Annotated in this window: 14 protein-coding genes and 3 pseudogenes; 9 read left to right on the top strand and 8 right to left on the bottom strand. The window is 43.0% G+C overall.

The window, feature by feature from the left end; translation table 11 throughout:
* Positions 1 to 27: 27 nt before the first annotated feature.
* Together APB76_RS12530 and metG are read right to left on the bottom strand one after the other, a co-directional pair.
* Positions 28 to 840 (bottom strand): hypothetical protein, encoded by an 813-nt coding sequence (locus APB76_RS12530; protein ID WP_054961496.1) that lies wholly within the window; start codon positions 838 to 840, stop codon positions 28 to 30.
* Between the two features lie 201 nt (positions 841 to 1,041).
* A complete protein-coding gene (gene metG, locus APB76_RS12525) occupies positions 1,042 to 3,102 on the bottom strand; it encodes a methionine--tRNA ligase (RefSeq protein ID WP_054961497.1) in 2,061 nt (686 codons plus the stop codon).
* Between the two features lie 157 nt (positions 3,103 to 3,259).
* Here metG and apbC point away from each other — a divergent pair, with 157 nt between their 5' ends.
* From apbC to APB76_RS12505, 4 genes are all read left to right on the top strand, one after another.
* Positions 3,260 to 4,333 (top strand): iron-sulfur cluster carrier protein ApbC, encoded by a 1,074-nt coding sequence (apbC, locus tag APB76_RS12520; RefSeq protein WP_054961498.1) that lies wholly within the window; start codon positions 3,260 to 3,262, stop codon positions 4,331 to 4,333.
* Between the two features lie 248 nt (positions 4,334 to 4,581).
* Positions 4,582 to 5,223, top strand: coding sequence for a uridine kinase (gene udk / locus APB76_RS12515; RefSeq protein WP_049843527.1), 642 nt, complete (start codon positions 4,582 to 4,584; stop codon positions 5,221 to 5,223).
* A 150-nt stretch (positions 5,224 to 5,373) separates the two neighbouring features.
* A complete protein-coding gene (locus tag APB76_RS12510; protein WP_408058690.1) occupies positions 5,374 to 7,542 on the top strand; it encodes an AsmA family protein in 2,169 nt (722 codons plus the stop codon).
* 167 nt (positions 7,543 to 7,709) lie between these two features.
* Positions 7,710 to 8,501, top strand: coding sequence for a hypothetical protein (locus tag APB76_RS12505; protein WP_054961500.1), 792 nt, complete (start codon positions 7,710 to 7,712; stop codon positions 8,499 to 8,501).
* 277 nt (positions 8,502 to 8,778) lie between these two features.
* Here APB76_RS12505 and APB76_RS12500 read toward each other — a convergent pair whose 3' ends face one another.
* Complete coding sequence (locus tag APB76_RS12500) at positions 8,779 to 9,591, bottom strand: substrate-binding periplasmic protein (protein WP_054961501.1); 813 nt, start codon at positions 9,589 to 9,591, stop codon at positions 8,779 to 8,781.
* Between the two features lie 160 nt (positions 9,592 to 9,751).
* Here APB76_RS12500 and APB76_RS12495 point away from each other — a divergent pair.
* Positions 9,752 to 10,632, top strand: a pseudogene (locus APB76_RS12495) (IS5 family transposase).
* A gap of 54 nt (positions 10,633 to 10,686) precedes the next feature.
* On the opposite strand, the pseudogene APB76_RS22960 reads toward APB76_RS12495, so the two are convergent.
* Positions 10,687 to 10,782, bottom strand: a pseudogene (locus tag APB76_RS22960) (methyl-accepting chemotaxis protein); the annotation flags it as partial.
* A 115-nt stretch (positions 10,783 to 10,897) separates the two neighbouring features.
* Here APB76_RS22960 and APB76_RS12490 point away from each other — a divergent pair.
* The 3 genes and pseudogenes from APB76_RS12490 (at position 10,898) to APB76_RS12480 (ending at position 14,643) form a co-directional block, all read left to right on the top strand.
* Positions 10,898 to 12,793 (top strand): methyl-accepting chemotaxis protein, encoded by a 1,896-nt coding sequence (locus APB76_RS12490; RefSeq protein WP_054961502.1) that lies wholly within the window; start codon positions 10,898 to 10,900, stop codon positions 12,791 to 12,793.
* A 9-nt stretch (positions 12,794 to 12,802) separates the two neighbouring features.
* A complete protein-coding gene (locus APB76_RS12485; RefSeq protein ID WP_054961503.1) occupies positions 12,803 to 13,621 on the top strand; it encodes a substrate-binding periplasmic protein in 819 nt (272 codons plus the stop codon).
* Positions 13,622 to 13,727: 106 nt separating this feature from the next.
* A pseudogene (locus APB76_RS12480) lies at positions 13,728 to 14,643 on the top strand (IS5 family transposase).
* Positions 14,644 to 14,774: 131 nt separating this feature from the next.
* Here the strand turns inward: APB76_RS12480 and cobO are convergent.
* Positions 14,775 to 15,380, bottom strand: coding sequence for a cob(I)yrinic acid a,c-diamide adenosyltransferase (cobO, locus tag APB76_RS12475; protein WP_054961504.1), 606 nt, complete (start codon positions 15,378 to 15,380; stop codon positions 14,775 to 14,777).
* 111 nt (positions 15,381 to 15,491) lie between these two features.
* On the opposite strand from cobO, the gene APB76_RS12470 reads away from it, so the two are divergent.
* Complete coding sequence (locus APB76_RS12470) at positions 15,492 to 15,941, top strand: low molecular weight protein-tyrosine-phosphatase (RefSeq protein WP_049843540.1); 450 nt, start codon at positions 15,492 to 15,494, stop codon at positions 15,939 to 15,941.
* Positions 15,942 to 15,965: 24 nt separating this feature from the next.
* Here APB76_RS12470 and APB76_RS12465 read toward each other — a convergent pair whose 3' ends face one another.
* From APB76_RS12465 to sodB, 3 genes are all read right to left on the bottom strand, one after another.
* Positions 15,966 to 16,628, bottom strand: coding sequence for an SDR family oxidoreductase (locus tag APB76_RS12465; protein ID WP_049843541.1), 663 nt, complete (start codon positions 16,626 to 16,628; stop codon positions 15,966 to 15,968).
* A 205-nt stretch (positions 16,629 to 16,833) separates the two neighbouring features.
* Entirely contained in the window at positions 16,834 to 17,337 is a 504-nt protein-coding gene (locus APB76_RS12460) for a VC2046/SO_2500 family protein (RefSeq protein ID WP_054961505.1), read from the bottom strand.
* A 131-nt stretch (positions 17,338 to 17,468) separates the two neighbouring features.
* A complete protein-coding gene (gene sodB, locus APB76_RS12455) occupies positions 17,469 to 18,053 on the bottom strand; it encodes a superoxide dismutase [Fe] (RefSeq protein WP_054961506.1) in 585 nt (194 codons plus the stop codon).
* Positions 18,054 to 18,187: the final 134 nt, after the last annotated feature.

Genomic DNA, 18,187 nt, shown 5'->3' with positions numbered 1-18,187 from the left:
TGGAGCATTGCACCCAAGCCTTAGAAGTTAGCTGTAGGCAACTTTTGGTAAAGGCTGATACAGATTTTCGGTCATATCTGAAAGCATTTGGTCATATACTTGAGAAACAATCAGCGAGATATCAGTCGTGAGCTGATAGAGTTCTTCGCTTTCCATTTGAATCTTATCACTAGCATTGATTTCAGTGAGAGCATGCATAGCTTTCGAACTTATAGGAGAGGCGACTGACAGAGGGCTGATTAGTGACAGTTGGTTCAACTTACGTCTGGCTTTGTCACAATAGTATTTCACTCTCAGCATACTGTCGGGATGATTTAGATCCTGAATCGAAATTCTTAGTTGGGTGAGTACCTCCATACTGTCTAATACTTGCTGCCAGTTCATATGGTACTCATCACTGATGTCTTCTCGTCCCGACTCAATTAACCAAGCAATCGCTATTTCATCCATAAGAAACATACAGTGTCTGATGGTTTTTCCGTGAATGACCTGATTGCGAGCAACGGTTCTCTGATCCCATTCTTTATGAAGTGTTTTCAGTTTTAACTGAAGAATACGGTACATGGGTTTGTTCTCGAATTGAGCATTGGCGATCAGCTGGTTTGATCGCTCCATCATGGCATCGTAATTTTCTTCTAACTGACTTTGGTGGATGTCAAAGTGGTGACTGGTCAACGCCTGATGGGTGATTGCTCTATGTTGACGACTTAGTAACAGTAACTGGCGTAGCAGAATTAAAAGCTCGAATTTACGTTCTAAGCCTGAATGACGTTTTTTCGAAAAGTAGAATAAGGTTACAAGCACGACAAATGAAATAATCAGTGAAAACAGCACGAACATAACCAACTCCTTGTTGTGGTTTACCTATAAAGTGGTAGAGCAGGTTTGGTGCCAAAATTATTTTACTTACAATTCATATAGTTACAATTTTTATTGGAAGGTATTTGAACTCAATTGGTGCAAGAAAGCACTGAAAGTGTGAATAAGGACACAAAAAAGCCCTGCTGATTAGAGCAGGGCTTTCGATTAAAGTGGTGTTATTTACATTACACGCATACCAGGTTGTGCGCCTTCGTGAGGCTCAAGAATCCATAGGTCACTGCCACCAGGGCCAGCAGCTAGGATCATGCCTTCAGACATACCAAACTTCATCTTACGAGGCTTTAGGTTAGCTACCATTACCGTTAGCTTGCCTTCTAGCTCTTCAGGTTTGTACGCTGACTTAATGCCAGAGAATACCTGACGAGTTTCACCGCCGATGTCTAGTTGGAACTTAAGCAGCTTGTTTGCTTTTGGCACTTCTTCACAAGAAATAATACGTGCGATGCGCATATCGACTGCAGAGAAAGCGTCAAATTCAATCTCTTCTGCGATTGGTTCTTTGTCTAGCTCAGTTTGGCTTGCTTTGTTCTTTTCAGCTTCTGCTTTCTCTTTTGCTGCAACTTCTGCTGCGGCATCTTCTTTAGAAGCTTCAATCATAGCTTCGACCTTCTTCGGATCGATGCGGTTGAACAGTGCTTTGAACTTAGTGATCTCGTGATCAGTTAGTGGTGCAGCAACACCTTCCCAAGTTAGCGTTTCGTTTAGGAACGCTTCAGTACGCGCAGCAAGCTCTGGCATTACTGGTTTCAGGTAAGTCATCAGAACGCGGAATAGGTTGATACCAACAGAGCAGATAGCTTGTAACTCTTGGTCTTTACCTTCTTCTTTTGCCACAACCCACGGTGCTTTCTCATCAACGTATTGGTTTGCTTTGTCTGCTAGTGCCGTGATTTCACGGATCGCACGACCAAATTCACGAGTTTCGTAAAGTTCTGCAATACGATCGGCGGCAGCAGCGAACTCGTTATATAGCTCTGGTTCAGCGAAGTTAGCCGATAGCTTGCCTTCAAAACGCTTAGTGATGAAGCCAGCGTTACGAGATGCTAGGTTAACAATCTTGTTTACCACGTCAGCATTTACTCGCTGAGTGAAGTCTTCAAGGTTAAGGTCTAGATCATCGATACGGCTGTTCAGTTTTGCCGCGTAGTAGTAACGCAGACATTCTGGGTCTAGGTGATCTAGGTAAGTCGCTGCCTTGATGAATGTGCCTTTCGACTTAGACATCTTAGCGCCGTTTACTGTTACGTAGCCGTGGACGAATACGTTGTTTGGCTTACGGAAACCGCTACCTTCTAGCATTGCAGGCCAGAATAGCGAGTGGAAGTAGACAATGTCTTTACCGATGAAGTGGTAAAGCTCCGTTGCGCTGTCTTTCTTCCAGTACTCATCGAAATCTAGACCTTCAGTCTTGTTACATAGATTCTTGAATGAAGCCATGTAACCAACCGGTGCGTCTAGCCATACGTAGAAGAACTTGTCTTTTTCACCAGGGATCTCGAAGCCGAAGTAAGGTGCGTCACGAGAGATGTCCCACTGTTGTAGGCCAGACTCGAACCACTCTTGCATCTTGTTTGCAGTTTCAGATTGCAGAGAGCCAGAGCGAGTCCACTCTTGCAGCATGCTTTCAAACTGAGGCAGGTCGAAGAAGAAGTGCTCAGAGTCTTTCATTACTGGAGTTGCGCCAGATACTGCTGATTTAGGATCAATCAGTTCAGTTGGGCTGTACGTCTCACCACAGTTATCACAGTTGTCGCCGTATTGGTCTTCTGACTTACATTTAGGGCAGGTACCTTTTACGAAACGATCCGGTAGGAACATTTCTTTTTCAGGGTCAAACAGCTGAGAAATAGTGCGGCTAGAGATAAAACCGTTCTTTTTCAGTTCTAGGTAGATGTGTGAAGCCAGCTCACGGTTCTCTTCAGAGTGTGTGCTGTGGTAGTTATCAAAGCTAATATCGAAGCCAGCGAAGTCTTTTTGGTGCTCTTCACTTACTGCAGCGATCATCTCTTCTGGTGTAATACCCATCTGTTGTGCTTTTAGCATGATTGGCGTGCCGTGAGCATCGTCAGCACAGATGAAGTTTACAGTGTTGCCACGTAGGCGTTGGTATCGAACCCAGATGTCCGCTTGAATGTGCTCAAGCATGTGGCCTAGGTGAATCGAACCGTTAGCGTACGGAAGGGCACAAGTTACCAGTAATTTGCGTGGATCGTTTGCCATACTTAATATTCGCTTCTTAAGGAGTATAGAAAAATAGACGCTAATACTACCTTATCCCACCAGTGACTCCAAGGCTTCAACGACTGTATCCCCCTAGTTTTTTCAGGGTTCAGTCTAGGCTGGTGGAGTGTTACGATTAGAGACATAAGGAGGACCTATGCGTCAGTTCACTTCAAAGCAAGATTTCTGTGATTGGTTGAATCAATTTGAGCATCCAAGCCTCGCCCCTGGTTGGGCGTCTACGGCGAACGTCGTTTCAGTTGAAGCCAATCGGTTTACAATTGAAATTCCTTTTGCAGCCAATATATTAACTCAGGATTTGTCTGATTGGATGAGAGCTGCACAAGACAAACGTGAGGTTGGTTCATTCTCGTATAACATCGTTGTAGCGCCGAAGTCTCTGGAAACCCATGTTCCCGCATCGGTGAAAGGGGTTAAGAACGTCATTGCGGTAACTTCAGCAAAAGGCGGAGTCGGTAAGTCGACCACGTCCGTAAATCTCGCCTTGGCTTTGGCAAAGTCTGGAGCCAAAGTCGGGCTTTTGGATGCCGACATTTATGGTCCTTCAGTGCCGCTAATGCTTGGCAAAACCAACGCCCAACCAGAAGTTCGCGACAATAAGTGGATGCAACCCATAGCAGCTCATGGGATATCCACCCACTCAATTGGTTACCTAGTGTCGAAAGATGAAGCGGCAATTTGGCGTGGGCCTATGGCAGCTAAGGCGCTAGCTCAACTTTTGAATGAAACTGAGTGGCCTGAGCTGGATTATCTGGTTATCGATATGCCGCCGGGCACAGGGGATATCCAGTTGACGTTAGCTCAGCAAGTTCCGGTAACCGGAGCGGTGATAGTGACAACTCCCCAAGACCTTGCTTTAGCGGATGCTCGTAAAGGAGCGGCAATGTTTAACAAGGTTGATGTTCCTGTGATTGGCCTCGTAGAAAACATGAGCTATCACATCTGTAGTCATTGTGGTGAAAAAGAGCATATCTTTGGTGCGGGTGGCGCAGAGAAAATGGCCAGTGAATATGGTCTAGATCTTCTGGCTCAAGTTCCGTTACATATTCAGATGCGTGAAGATATCGATAAAGGTATGCCAACGGTTGCTGCGAGACCAGAATCAGACCATGCACAGCAGTATCTTGCCCTAGCTGAGGCGGTGAGCTCGAGATTGTATTGGCGGGGGAAAACCAAACCCGATTCCATTATGTTTACCATGGTGGATTAACCATCTAAATGCATTGCAATTAGAGCGCCTAATGAGCGCTCTTTTTAATTTTTATTCTGTGTAATCGATTGCGCTGAAATCTTTTATTCCATTTAAGTAATTCAAGGCAATCGCGACTGGCAACCGATGACTGAACTCCCTATAATCAGGCGGTTTATCTAAATTTATACTAATGCTCAGGGCTCACTTCGGAGGGCACTGCTAGTATTAGCATATGACACCAATCTAAATCATCGGGTGCAAGAATAATGTCTGATAATAATCAATGCGTCATCGTAGGTATTGCTGGCGCGTCTGCTTCTGGAAAAAGTTTAATCGCGAGCACTATTTACAATGAACTACGTGAAAAAGTGGGCGATCATCAAATTGGTGTGATTACGGAAGATTGCTACTACAACGATCAAGGCCATCTTAGTATGGATGAGCGTGTAAAAACCAACTATGACCACCCAAGCGCGCTAGACCATGATCTATTGTGCGAACATCTAGAGCAGTTAGTTAAGGGACAAGCGGTAGAAGTACCTGAGTACAGCTACACAGAACACACCCGTACTGACAATACGACTTCAATGACGCCTAAGAAAGTTATTATTCTTGAAGGTATTTTGCTGCTTACAGACCCACGTCTGCGTGATTTAATGCATGCGACCGTATTTATGGACACGCCACTTGATATCTGTCTGCTTCGTCGTGTTAAGCGTGACGTTGAAGAACGCGGCCGTACTATGGATTCTGTATTAAAACAGTACCAAGAAACGGTTCGTCCGATGTTCATGCAGTTTATCGAGCCTTCGAAGCAATACGCAGACATTATTGTCCCACGTGGTGGTAAAAACCGTATCGCCATCGACGTATTAAAAGCTCATATTGCAAAACTTTTGAAAGCTTAACGTTGAATAGACACTTAAGACTTTATTTTTTATGAGATAAGTGGCACTTTTAGTGCCACTTTCTTTTTATGGTCGCCATAAATATTTACCCGATCATTTATACTTGGAGCTGACCTTTGTCATAAGAGGCGTGCTCACCAAGCAAGGATAATGCTGATGAAGAAACTGTTCCTAATCATAGCAATCCCAGTGGTTGTTATTCTCGGTGCTTTAATTGCACTGGTAACTTTAGTTAACCCAAACCAATTTAAACCACTTATCGTTGAACAGGCGAAAACCCATACTGGTCTCGATCTTGTCATCGATGGTGATATTAGTTGGCAATTTTTCCCATCGATTGGTTTCGAACTAGGTCAAACCGAGCTACGTAACCCGAAAGGCTTTGAACAGCTTAATATGTTCAAGGTGGATACTGTTGGTGTCGATGTATCTGTAATGCCTCTGTTCAGCCAGCAGCTTGAAATTGGCAATATCACCCTTGATGGCGCCGCTTTTTCACTAGAGACGCTCGCTGACGGTACGAAGAACATTGATGCTTTAACTCAAGCACAAAATGCTCAAGCAGAGTCAACAAGCGCGCCAGCAGCTACAGAAATTAGCTCGCAACCTGCAGTTGAAGAAGCATCTCAAGCAAGTGACAGCGCATCTGCTTGGACGATTAATTTAGCAGGCGTGACTATCTCTAATGCGTCGGTTGAAATTCAAGATAAACAAGCAGGTTCATTTACTAAGCTGTATGACGTTTCTTTGAATCTGTCTCAGTTTGCTGTCGATACTTGGACTAAAGCGGACTTTGCTGCTAAAGGCGAAGCGAATCAGCAGAAATTCACTGCCAAGGGTGATGCTGAGTTTAAGCTTGCAAAAGGCTTTAAAGAGTACGCACTACGTAACATCAACCTTGATGCAACCTTTAGCGACCCTGCGACAAAAATTGAGAGCGCCAAAATTGGCCTAGAAACGTTTGAGTTTGATAAAACCAATGCGTTGACTTATGCCGTGGTGGGTAATGCGGCTGGTCTAGATATCGATATGAAAGGTTCGGCTTCATTGCAAGTAGATCAGGCAATCAGCAAAGTGCTAATGAAGCAAATGGTGCTAGACGCCACGTTCAAAGGAGACTCACTGCCTCAGTCGCCTATGAAGGTAGATATGGCATCCGATTTGTCGTTTGATCTGACCAAGAACCATTTAAGTTTTATACTCGAAAAACTAACAGCAAATGCTCTGGCGTTTGACGGTAAAGCAGACGTGACCTTAGGTGATATCCCGAAAGTGCGCTTTGCTTTGCATAGTCCGAATATTGACTTGGACGAGTTTTTAGGACTTGGCAAGGCCGAATCGGTACAAGCACCATCAGAAACTACACCAGCGCCTGACGTTCCAGAGCAAAAGCCTGTTCAAACTTCGCAACAGAAACCAGCTCAAGAAGTGGAACCAGATCTCTCTGCGCTGAAAACTTTGGATGTCAAAGGTCAGATTACCATCGACAAGTTCAAAGCCAACAACGCCAAAATGCAGAACGTAAAGGCGAGTTTCTCAGTTAACCGGGGAGTGGCAGAACTGACGTCATTTACATCAAACCTATATCAGGGCTCTATCAGCGCTACGGCTCGTTTAGATGCGCGCAAGTCGCCAGCAAGCTACACAGCGAAGAAACGTATCAAAGGGGTAAAAGTACAGCCGTTGCTTATTGATGTAGCAAACAACGATATGCTTGAAGGTACGGGTAATATTGATGTCGACGTTAAAGGCAGTAGCTTAACGCCAACTGGTATCAAGAAGAATTTAGTCGGTACGGTCGTTATCAACTTTGAAGATGGTGCTGTTAACGGTATTAACGTCGCTCAGTTAATTCGTGAGAACTATGCCAAGATTAAGGGCCAAAAAGTAGAGTCGCAAGGCGAAGTTCAGAAAACGGACTTTAGCGCGATGAAAGCAACCTTGAAGTTAAACAAAGGCAATGTGTCTACCAATGATCTTACTATGCAGTCGCCACTGCTTCGTATCCGTGGCAACGGCAGCGCCAACTACATCAATGAAACGGTCGACTTCACAGTGAGTACTTCTGTTGTTGGTTCGCTGAAAGGTCAGGGTGGCAAAGATATTGATGAACTGAAAGATGTCACCATCCCAATCAATATTTCAGGCTCTTGGGCTGAACCTAAGTTCAAGCTCATCTTTGATGATGTACTTAAGCAAAAAGCCGAGAAAGAGATCGACCGTGGATTGAAGAAACTCGATGAGAAACTTGGTGAAAAAATCAAAGATGAAAAGACAAAAGAAGCCGTTAATAGTTTAATCAAAGGGCTGTTTAACTAGCGTATTTTCAGTCGTCTATCCAATAAAGCTTCAAACGCGCCAACTATGGCGCGTTTTTTTTGCCTCCATTTTTTCTCTGTCAGTCCTACTTGGACAAACTTACGACACATTCATACAGTCAATGCTTTGCGCTATTGATAATGTTTACTCTCAACAAAGGAGGGATCATGAAAGCATTTATCTACACATCACTAGTCATTACCTCAGTGGTGGCAAATGGCGCGAATGCGGATGAGTTTGATGTGACATCTGCGCATGTAGATGGTTGTCCGGCCAACTTTTTTACTCATAAAGCGGAGGTGTTCGATGCTGTGACACTATGTGCGACCTATAAAGTGCCTGGACAAAAACTGGCCTATGCCGCCAATGTTACCGCACAATGGTTAGATAATGATCAAGATGGTGTCATTGATGAGCCCGCTTTGCTTGACCACCTGCGCCGTAATCAAGCGGTATTAGTGATGAGTAAGAGTGGATTTAGTGATGGTGCTTTCGATGAGATGGATATTGAGAGTAGAGTTGGCCAGGATCTGTCAGCAGATGAAACCAACCCAAGCAACCAACGTGATGCTTCTCAAGAGGAAATTCACCACCTCATAGTTAACGCTGGGTGGCAATCCTTGTACCCGAAGTTATTCAGTGATCAAAAGAGAGTGAATAGTGCACTATACCAGCAATGGAAGGTCGCTGATGAGCTGGGATACTATCAATACGATGATCCAACCTGCGATAGTGCATGCAAAACCATTGAATTCTTCTACTTAACTACAGCAAGCTACTTAGGTTCAAAAGCAGATCTGTTCTCGGATGAACTGAGCCTCAAGACAAGAGAAGAGTTAACGGAGAAGCTACTAGGGGTTGTTGCAATAATGGAATCCAAGGACTATCACTATTCGACTCATATGTGGCCAGATGGAAAGTATCCTCATCAACAAAACATCAAAATCATAGGCCAGTAGTATAGGTGCAGCCACTAGAACAGTGAGTCTCTAGTGGCTAAAAGCAGGTTACCAATCAACACCTTTTCAACATGTACATAGTCATTGCCAATTGTATAGGACAGTACATTAGTCGGTTAAAGCTTTAACTACTTAAGCTGGACAAAATATCACAATTACAAAAAAGTAATTCTATTTGCGAGTCGTGATAGTGATTACTGCAATTGATATATTTGTTGTACGCATATTTAAAAGAGAAGTGGCCCCCAATGGTTGGACACTTTTCTCCACGCTCAGGTCACTTAATTATATTGTATTGATCTAATATTTCCTGATTTAGATGCGGTAGAGATATTCCCCAAGGAGCCAATTTATCCTCCAAATAATTTTCTCTAGAAAATACATTCAATGCTGCGCCATTGAATTTCTTCACTAAATCGACGTCTGTAGTCTCTTTAGGAAAAGCAACAAAGTATGTAACTTGTTTATTGGAAAAGGCATAATGTATATTGGATACGTTATATTCTTTTGCTCGATATAATGCCACTGATTTATTACTGTAATAAGCATCAATCCGTCCAGTGGCTAACATTCGTGTTAGGTTCCCCGTAGCGTCAGTTTTCATGTCAATTGTTATTGGTTTTAAACCTTGCGCAAGCATAGTTTTTTGAATTTCCTCGAGAGATTTAGAAGTATTTGAAGGGCCAAAAACTCCCACTCTAAAGCCTTGGATATCAGCTAATTTTAATATTTTACCCGCCTTCGATAATGGCACAAAAAAACCGTACTCTGATACCATAAAAGGGATTGAAAAGTAGAAAGTATTGCTTCTTTCTTTGTTCCAACCATAAGGAAAACCGGCATCTACATCCCCATTTAGAACCATCAATTTTGAACGCTTATTCGGTACCAATTTAAAAGTGCATTGTTCTTTCATCTCCTTACATATGTCGGAAACCATATCTTTAAAAGGTCCTGAAATGATATTTTTGTCAGTTTGCTGTACAAATGGAGGGAACGGAAAAGAGGAAAATTCGAGAGCGTTGATAGAGAAAGGAAACACCAACAGAGCGCTAGATAATATTCGGCTTAAACAAAAAACAGAGTTCATAATTTAGCTGCCTTCAATATGTAAAGATACTAAAACAATAGTACATAACATTCTTGCTACCAAAGTTCGCAATGTTAGATTGGCTTTGTTGCTTAAATCGATGGAACTAAATTAAGAAGCCACGATCTGATCGGTTACACCCATTAATCGTCTTAGCTTCATACCAAAACCTCGTTACAAAACAACTAATTATAATCAGTACAATAAACCGTGGCTCTTTGACCTTTTGGATTAATGAGGAAGCGATAGTTGAGTGGAAGCAAAACAGCGTGGTAGACCTCACCGATTCGACTACTTAGCCATTACTACCGCACTGATGGTGAAACACATTTTCTCTATACCATTGAGAGCGCTACAAGGTTTTTGGGACTCAGTATTTAAGCTCGTTAACATCCCGCTAGTTTGTCCATATTACACCTGTGTAAGTCGTCGAGCTAAGGAAGTTGAGGTTTCATTTAAACCCAAAACTACGGGTGCAATACAACACCTAGCCATTGATGCCACTGCTCTCAAGGTTTATGGCGAAGGTGAATGGAAGGTTAAGAAGCATGGTACTGATGGGAAGCGTAGAGTCTGGCGTAAGCTGCATATTACAGTGGATACCAGCACCCACAAAATAGTCGCGGCAGAGCTGAGTTTATCTAATGTAACCGATGCCGAAGTGCTCTCCAACTTACTTAAGTCGACACGTCGTACAATACTTGAGATATCAGGTGATGGGCTTATGACACAAGGAATTGCTACGATGCTATACGAATCAAGCGAGCGGTCCCACTCATCCCACCCCGAGAAGGAGCCGTCTTCTGGGAGCATGGACACCCTCGTAATTTAGCAGTAGGTTGCCAGAAACTTCACGGTTCCAACAAGAAATGGAAAAAGCGATATGGCTATCATAAGCGCTCGCTATCAGAGACAGCAATGTTGGGTGGAAAATTAAGCCTAAGAAATTACAACGCTCAGGTTGGTGAGACTAACGCCATGATCAAAGCGTTGAAAAAGCTTACAGGGATTGGTATGCCTGAAACTCAGTATATGGTTTAAGAATTAAGCACTCATGGTGTAGGTATATCTTATCTCTGAATTAAGCAACAAAGCCGCTCGTACCGCCTCTGTCGCTGCATTCAATGCCAGTAAATTGATTTGCTTAGAAATGTCGTTGATGAAATTTAACACCGTAGTAATCTTTTCACCTTATTCAATCAACTTGTGCATTTTGGCATTTAAACTAGCTAAAAATCTGCTCCTTGTGTTCTTACGCTTTTAAGTTAATTATTAATTTAGTCATTATTGAAGGTTAAAAGCAAACATGAAACTAAAACTTGCTCACAAGGTGGCGATAGCGTTTGGCCTAGCTCTAGCGCTAAATACTGTTGTTTTAACAGCTATTTCATTCTTCAAGGTTACAGACGAAACACAAAAAATGATTTCGTCAAATGCTTACAATTACAGCCAATTAGCAGCTCGAGATATTGGAAACTGGTTAGAAAGCAGAAAACTATCTATCTCTGCGCTTACTAATGCGCTCTCCAACAGCAGAGACAACGAAGATATCTTACGCCACTTGGAGCAAGCAAAGCAGGCTGCAGAGTTTGATCTAGTTTACCTCGGTTTAGCTAACGGTGACATGTACCGAAATACAGGCTTAAACACTGTATCAGGATACGACCCACGGGTGAGAAGCTGGTATAAACTCGCAAGCAACTCCAGTGACATTGTGGTGACTAAGCCATTTATTGCAGCCTCTTCTGGTAAGTTAACAGTAACCATTGCAAAGTCTTTGCATGTTGATGGTAGTTTTATCGGAGTTGTAGGAGCAAGTGTTAGTCTAAGCAAGCTCACTCAAGATGTGTCAGATATGGATGTCCCAGGTGAAGGCATTGCATTTATTTTGTCAGACGATGGTGTGATAATTGCACACCCAAATGAAAAACTACGCAACCAACCGTACGATTCGCTCAATGCCAACCTTTCGTTTGACCAACTTTCTAGTTCAAGGAGCCAAAACCATCTCCCCACTGTCAAGTTATCTGATACAAACTACCTCGTTACGACTCGTCCTATCCCAGCGTCAAACTGGCTAATTGTTATGGCGGGAAAAGAAGACGTGCTCTTACGTCCGATCCGAGACTTAGCTATGTTCTCACTATTGGCAGCTTCCGCATTGATTGTCATCACTATCACTGTTGTCACTCCTTTGATTAAAGCTTTATTTACCAACTTGTTAACGGTGTCTTCAGCATTAAAAACAATCTCCAAAGGTGGGGGAGACCTGACTCAACGTATCAAGGTAGTCAGTCATGATGAAGTAGGGCTGCTCGCAGAGAACTTCAATCTTTTTGTGGGTCAGCTTCAAAACCTGTTGAGTGAGGTGCGTAATGTGACTGAGCAGGTGAACATCCAATCTAGAAGTATCGCCACAGCGGCATCTAAGCAAGAAATACAGGCAAAGTCCCAACAAGACGAAGTAACGATGGTTGCTACAGCAGTGACCGAGATGGCTTCTGCGACACAAGAAATCGCAAACAACTGTGAACAAACGGCTAATGCTTCTGCCAACACTGTTTTAGTAAGCTCTAAAGGTCAAGATATGGCAAAAACCTGTCAAGGTTCAATTGAGAGCCTATCATCCCAAGTAAATGATGCAACGGAGATTATCAGTAAGTTGAGTGCTCACGGTCAGGACATCAACACAATCGTTGGCACAATCAGTGATATTGCTGAACAAACTAATTTGCTTGCACTAAACGCAGCGATCGAGGCTGCTCGTGCTGGTGAACAGGGGCGCGGGTTCGCAGTTGTTGCAGATGAGGTTAGGATTCTCTCTCAACGTACACATAAATCAACCGAAGAAATTACAGCTATGATTACGACGCTCAAAACCACAACCCAAGCTGCTGTGGATGTTATGGCAGGGTGCCATGAGCTGGCTGTAACCAGTGTAGGTGATGCTCAGAATGCTAACGATGCATTCAGTGAGATAGCAATGGCAATAAGTCAAATAAGTGATATGTCTATTCAGATTGCCACCGCAGCTGAAGAGCAGACATCAGTGACCGATGAAATAGGAAGAAACACAGATGCTATTAGAGAAGTGGCGGATTCGTTTATGATAGAGTCTCGAAAAGGTGTGGACCAATCCAGCCAACTTTCTGCACTTTCTAATAAATTGAACGTGCTACTTTCTCAATTTAAGCTGTCTTGAGACATGTTAATGTTCATTCGGTTTAGTATCTGCTGGGTAACTGCGACCTTTCTTAGTTTTGGTGTTATTACACCTGCACATAGCAAGATAGAGATGGTAACATTTGGTTTTCCTCCATACTCGATGCCAGCGATTGATGATAAGCCTATTGGTCCATTTGTGGAGATAGTAAATGATGTATGTGTTCAATTAGTTATTGGTTGTGAAATTGGGTATTGGCCGAACCGAAGAGCAAAAATGCTAGTTAACACAGGTCAAGCAACGGCTATTTTCCCTATGGGGTGGAATAAGCAACGAGTATCGAAATATTTTTTTTCTGTGCCAATCATTGTATCTGAGTACGGTTTTTTTATTAACAAAGATGTGATGCAACCGATTAAAAGCTTAAGCGACTTACAAAATCTCACGGTCGCCGTGTTTAGTCCTTCAAACACATTCTCATCGTTGCTCACCTTACAGCAAGAGATAGTTAAGTTGGGTTACAAACCTTTTGATATCGCAGAACAAACAGATGTATCTGAAAAACTCATTCATCTACTAGACAAAAATAGAGTCGATGCATACTACAGCAATCGAGATGTTGGAGAGTTTAAAGCTAAGACGTTAGGTCTTGGTAATATTACTTATAGTTTTAATCACAGAGATGTATTGTATTTTATTGCTTTTTCTAAAAGCTATGTGAGTCAAGACTTTATTCGAAGATTCAATCGTAGTTTACTTAATTACATGTCGACTAACCCCAATTACTACAGCATTTTGTTAAAATACCAATTAAGTCCAGCTCCTGTAACTGATGAAATTTTAGACAAGTATAATATATTACGTTAGCGTCAACGAAAAACAACGGGAAGGCTAGGCTTTGTTGCGTAATTCGATGGAACTAAATCAGGAACTTACGATCTGATCGGCTACATCAGTTAATTATCGTAGTCCTATGCCAAAACCTCGTTACAAAACAACTAACTCGAAACAGTACACAAAGCCCTAATCAACCGTGGTTCTCTCACCTTCTGGATTGATGAAGATGCTATAAGAGAATGGAAGCACAGCAAACAGAATAAGAGCGGTAGGCCTCGTCGATTCAGCGACCTAGCCATTACAACCGCGCTGATGGTGAAACGAATTTTCTCAATGCCTCTGAGAGCGTTGCAAGGCTTCATCGATTCCCTGTTTAAGTTGGCCTATATTCCTCTTACCTGTCCACATTACAGTTGCATCAGTCGAAGAGCTAAGCAGGTTGAGGTTTCATTTAAGACAAGAACCAGAGGTGCGATACAGCATCTGGCCATTGATGCTACTGGTCTCAAGGTTTATGGCGAAGGTAAATGGAAGGTCAAAAAGCAAGGTATTGATGGAAAGCGTAGAGTCTGGAGAAAGTTGCATTTAGCAGTCGACACCTGCACTCACGAGATAGTCGCTGCAGAACTGAGTTTATCCAATGTCACTGATGCAGAAGTCCTTCCTAATTTGCTCAAGCAAACACGTCAGCGAATCATCGAGATATCTGGAGATGGTGCTTACGACACAAGGAATTGCCATAATGCCATACGGATTAAGCGAGCTGTTCCATCTCACCAAGAGAAGGGGTTGCCTTCTGGGAACAAGGACATCCTCGCAATTTAGCAGTGGGTTGCCAAAAGTTCTACGGTTTCAACAAGCAGTGGAAAAAGCCGTATGGTTATCACAAGCGTTCTCTTTCTGAAATAGCCATGTATTGTGTGAAGCAGTTGCTAGGTGGGAGGTTAAGCCTGAGAAACGATAATGCTCAGGTTGGCGAAACCTACGCCATGATTAAAGCGCTGAACAAGCTTACAGGACTTGGTATGCCTGAAACTCAGTGTGTTGTTTAAGAGTTGCTCAATTTCGAGTGGGTTGGCTTTCTGTCTGAATTACGCAACAAAGCCAATAATATTAGTAAGTAGGACATTGGCATCAAATTAGTAGCCACTAGAACAGCGAGTCTCTAGTGGCCAAAAACAGGTTACCAATCTACACCTTTGAGAGCTTTTACGCCTGACTCAAAAGCATGCTTGACGTTACGCACTTCAGATACGGTGTCGGCCATCTCAGTTAAGGTGCGATGAGCGCCACGCCCGGTGATAATTACTGATTGCATTTTAGGGCGATGGTTCAACGCCTCAACTAATTCATCTAACTCAATGTAACCGTAATTGACCATATAGGTCATCTCATCAAACAGCACGACATCAATCGACTTGTCTTGCAGCATACGCTTACACTCTTGCCACACTTTTTGTGCCGCTTCGGTGTCTCGCGCTTTACTTTGAGTTTCCCAAGTAAATCCCGTACCCATCACTTGAAACTCAACCCCGAGCTTTTCAAGCAGGTTACGTTCACCATTGTCCCATGTCCCTTTAATAAATTGAGCGACAGAACATTTCAAACCATGCCCGACAGCGCGAGCAATGGTGCCAAAACCAGAGGTAGATTTACCTTTACCGTTACCAGTAATGACGAGGAATAGACCTTTTTCTTCTTGAGCAGCAGCAATTCGAGCATCTACTTGCTCTTTCACTTTTTGCTGTCGCTCTTTGTGACGCACTTCTTTATTGGTTTCAGAGGTCATGGTAAATCCTTTTTTATTCAATAATTCTGTGTCTATGATAGCCCATTCACAGTATGGCAAAAACCTATGATTTTCATGGGAAAGCAGTTAGAAATAGAGGCTGAATAGGAAATGAAGAAGCTATTGGTTGTTTGTATGGGGAATATTTGTCGCTCGCCTACGGGTGAAGCTATTCTAAGAGCAAAATCAGAGCAATTAGGAATCTCTGTTGAAGTAGACTCCGCGGGTACTATCGGCTATCACCAAGGCAATCCGCCGGATTCAAGAGCGAAAGCTGCAGGGGAGCGCCGAGGTTATTCATTCAAAGGAATCCGTTCACGCAAAGTGGTAAGTAGTGACTTTGACAACTTTGACCTAATTTTAGCGGCAGATAGAGATAACTTTGCTGATCTTATTGCCCGTTGCCCGCAACGTGTACAGTACAAAATCAAACTGTTTCTTGAGTTTTCTGACACTGAATACGACGAAATCCCCGACCCTTATTACGGTGGGGATAGCGGTTTCGAGCTAGTATTGGATCTTATTGAAGAAGCTTCAGAGAACGTATTGAAGTCGCTTTAATACCGGATAATGGCGGAAAGGTTGTTACGCCGCCATTACTCTGCCACTAAAGTAATCATTAGAGACAATATACTCAGTATTGCGAATTAACTCATCTTGCACTTCTGCCCAGTGAGAGCTGTCATGCTCAATTGCTGGGACGACACCACCGACACGAATATTAAAAGGCGTTAACTCTTTTGCCCAACTTTGGGTAAATCCTGCCACCATTGATGTTGCATTGTCGAAGCCGGACATGTCTTGATAGTCTGGATGGGAAATGACATTAACTATTACACCATTCTTTTTCTCTTCTCGCATTCTTTCCGCGGTTGCCTGACCAAAGCTAAACAGTGTTGCAGCCATTAAAGATAGTCTCTGGGTAAATAAATCACTGCCGTGGTGATCAAAAATGTTGGGCATTGCCTCTGCGGTTAGCGTGTTGATCAAAACGTCGGGGGAGCGCTTGATAGTTTGATCCATAAATGTGAATAAGTATTGGATAGAACTGAGTGAGTGATCATCTATAGGGCACTGATAGACGCTGTCTGATATCTCTTTGCACTGCTGATAGGTCTGAGTAAGTTGTGGAGTTTTTCTGTCACACAATACCAACGTCGCACCAAGCGAAGCAAAATGATAAGCGAGAGTGCTACCGATTTGAGAACCGGCAGATGTCACTAAAATTACAGCATTTTTTATATCCATTGGCTTACCCCCATAAGCAATGCATGCTCTAAAAGATGTCCACATAGCATGGTAGATTAGCTGTGTTTTAGTTGTGAATAACGTCAAATAACTCTTCGCTCAGTATGACAATGTTCGATTATTTGGCGCTATTCACACTATGCAGGTCAATTGTTAAGCAAGTCTGAAAAATGAGACACGAAAAGTGTGATCGAAAACGATCCTATTAGACTTGAGTTTGGATCTGGAAGGTGCGTTGCGCTTTGATGAGCTGGTTATAAAGATCGATAGGTATCAATTCTTTTGGTTCTTTCTCTCCCAGTGCTCGGCGCTGATGACCAGATAAATTGTGATACACCTCTTCCGGCATGTTATGCGTATCTTCAGGTAGGTATGTTAAAGCATCAGGTGCTAGATAATGACTCAGCTTGGTACTCGGTAGCCCCGAGTTATGGAACAGTGAGGCCTGATTTGCTGAAATGTCATAAGAGCCTTGATCGGATCGAAGCTGTTGGGGTAGTGGCAATTCAAACCTTTTACGCAGTGCTTGTTCACTGGTATCGATTTCGTCGACCTTTTCAAGTGGGGTATTGTCACGCACATCATCGGAAAACATCGACAGAATTAAAGCAAAGTCAGCTCGGCGTCCTTCATGCACGGCATGGTTAATACCCGTGCCAAACTGAAGCTCGCTGATAATGGCTGCTTTGTCTAATGTATGAATTTGCATGATGTTCCTCGCTCGTTGCTTTTATAGCGACTTAATGGTGAGAAACTTTAGGTAAATCATGGCTTGAAAAGAAAAAAGCCAGCGAAATACTGGCTTTTGAGTGACTAAACTTTAAATCCTAGGGGAATGGATTATTTTGCTAGGTTTTCTGCAACGAAGTCCCAGTTAACTAGAGCCCAGAACCCATTCATGTAGTCTGGACGAACGTTACGGTAATCGATGTAGTAAGCGTGTTCCCACAGGTCAACAGTAAGAAGTGGAGTTGTCCCTTCTTCTGTTAGAGGTGTTGCTGCGTTAGACGTGTTAACAATTTCTAGAGAGCCATCCGCTTTCTTAACAAGCCAAGTCCAAGAAGAACCGAAGTTGTTGATTGCAGAGTCTGTGAATTTCGCTTTGAACTCTTCGAACGAACCGAATGCAGCGTTGATAGCGTCTGCTACTGCACCTGTTGGCTGACCACCTGCGTTCGGCGCTAGACAGTGCCAGTAGAAAGTGTGGTTCCAGATTTGTGCAGCGTTGTTAAATACACCACCAGTAGAAGTCTTGATGATTTCTTCTAGAGATTTGCCTTCAAACTCAGTGCCAGGGATAAGACCATTTAGCTTAACAACATAAGTGTTGTGGTGCTTACCGTGGTGGAAATCTAGAGTTTCAGCTGAGATATGTGGTTCTAGTGCGTCTTTCGCGTAAGGAAGAGCTGGTAGTTCAAATGCCATTGCTCGATTCTCCATTTATATGAAAGGGTTACCCCTCTCGATTGCTTCCAGTGTTATTTATTATTCATAGCTAGCTAAATGCCAACCATGGTCGATTTGCTGACTTGCGCTATAGTTTAGCAAGTTTTTACTTT

Origin of the sequence: Vibrio bivalvicida (assembly GCF_001399455.2) — a bacterium.
GTDB classification, from domain to species: Bacteria; Pseudomonadota; Gammaproteobacteria; order Enterobacterales; family Vibrionaceae; genus Vibrio; species Vibrio bivalvicida.
This window is presented reverse-complemented; position numbering and strand designations above follow the sequence as displayed.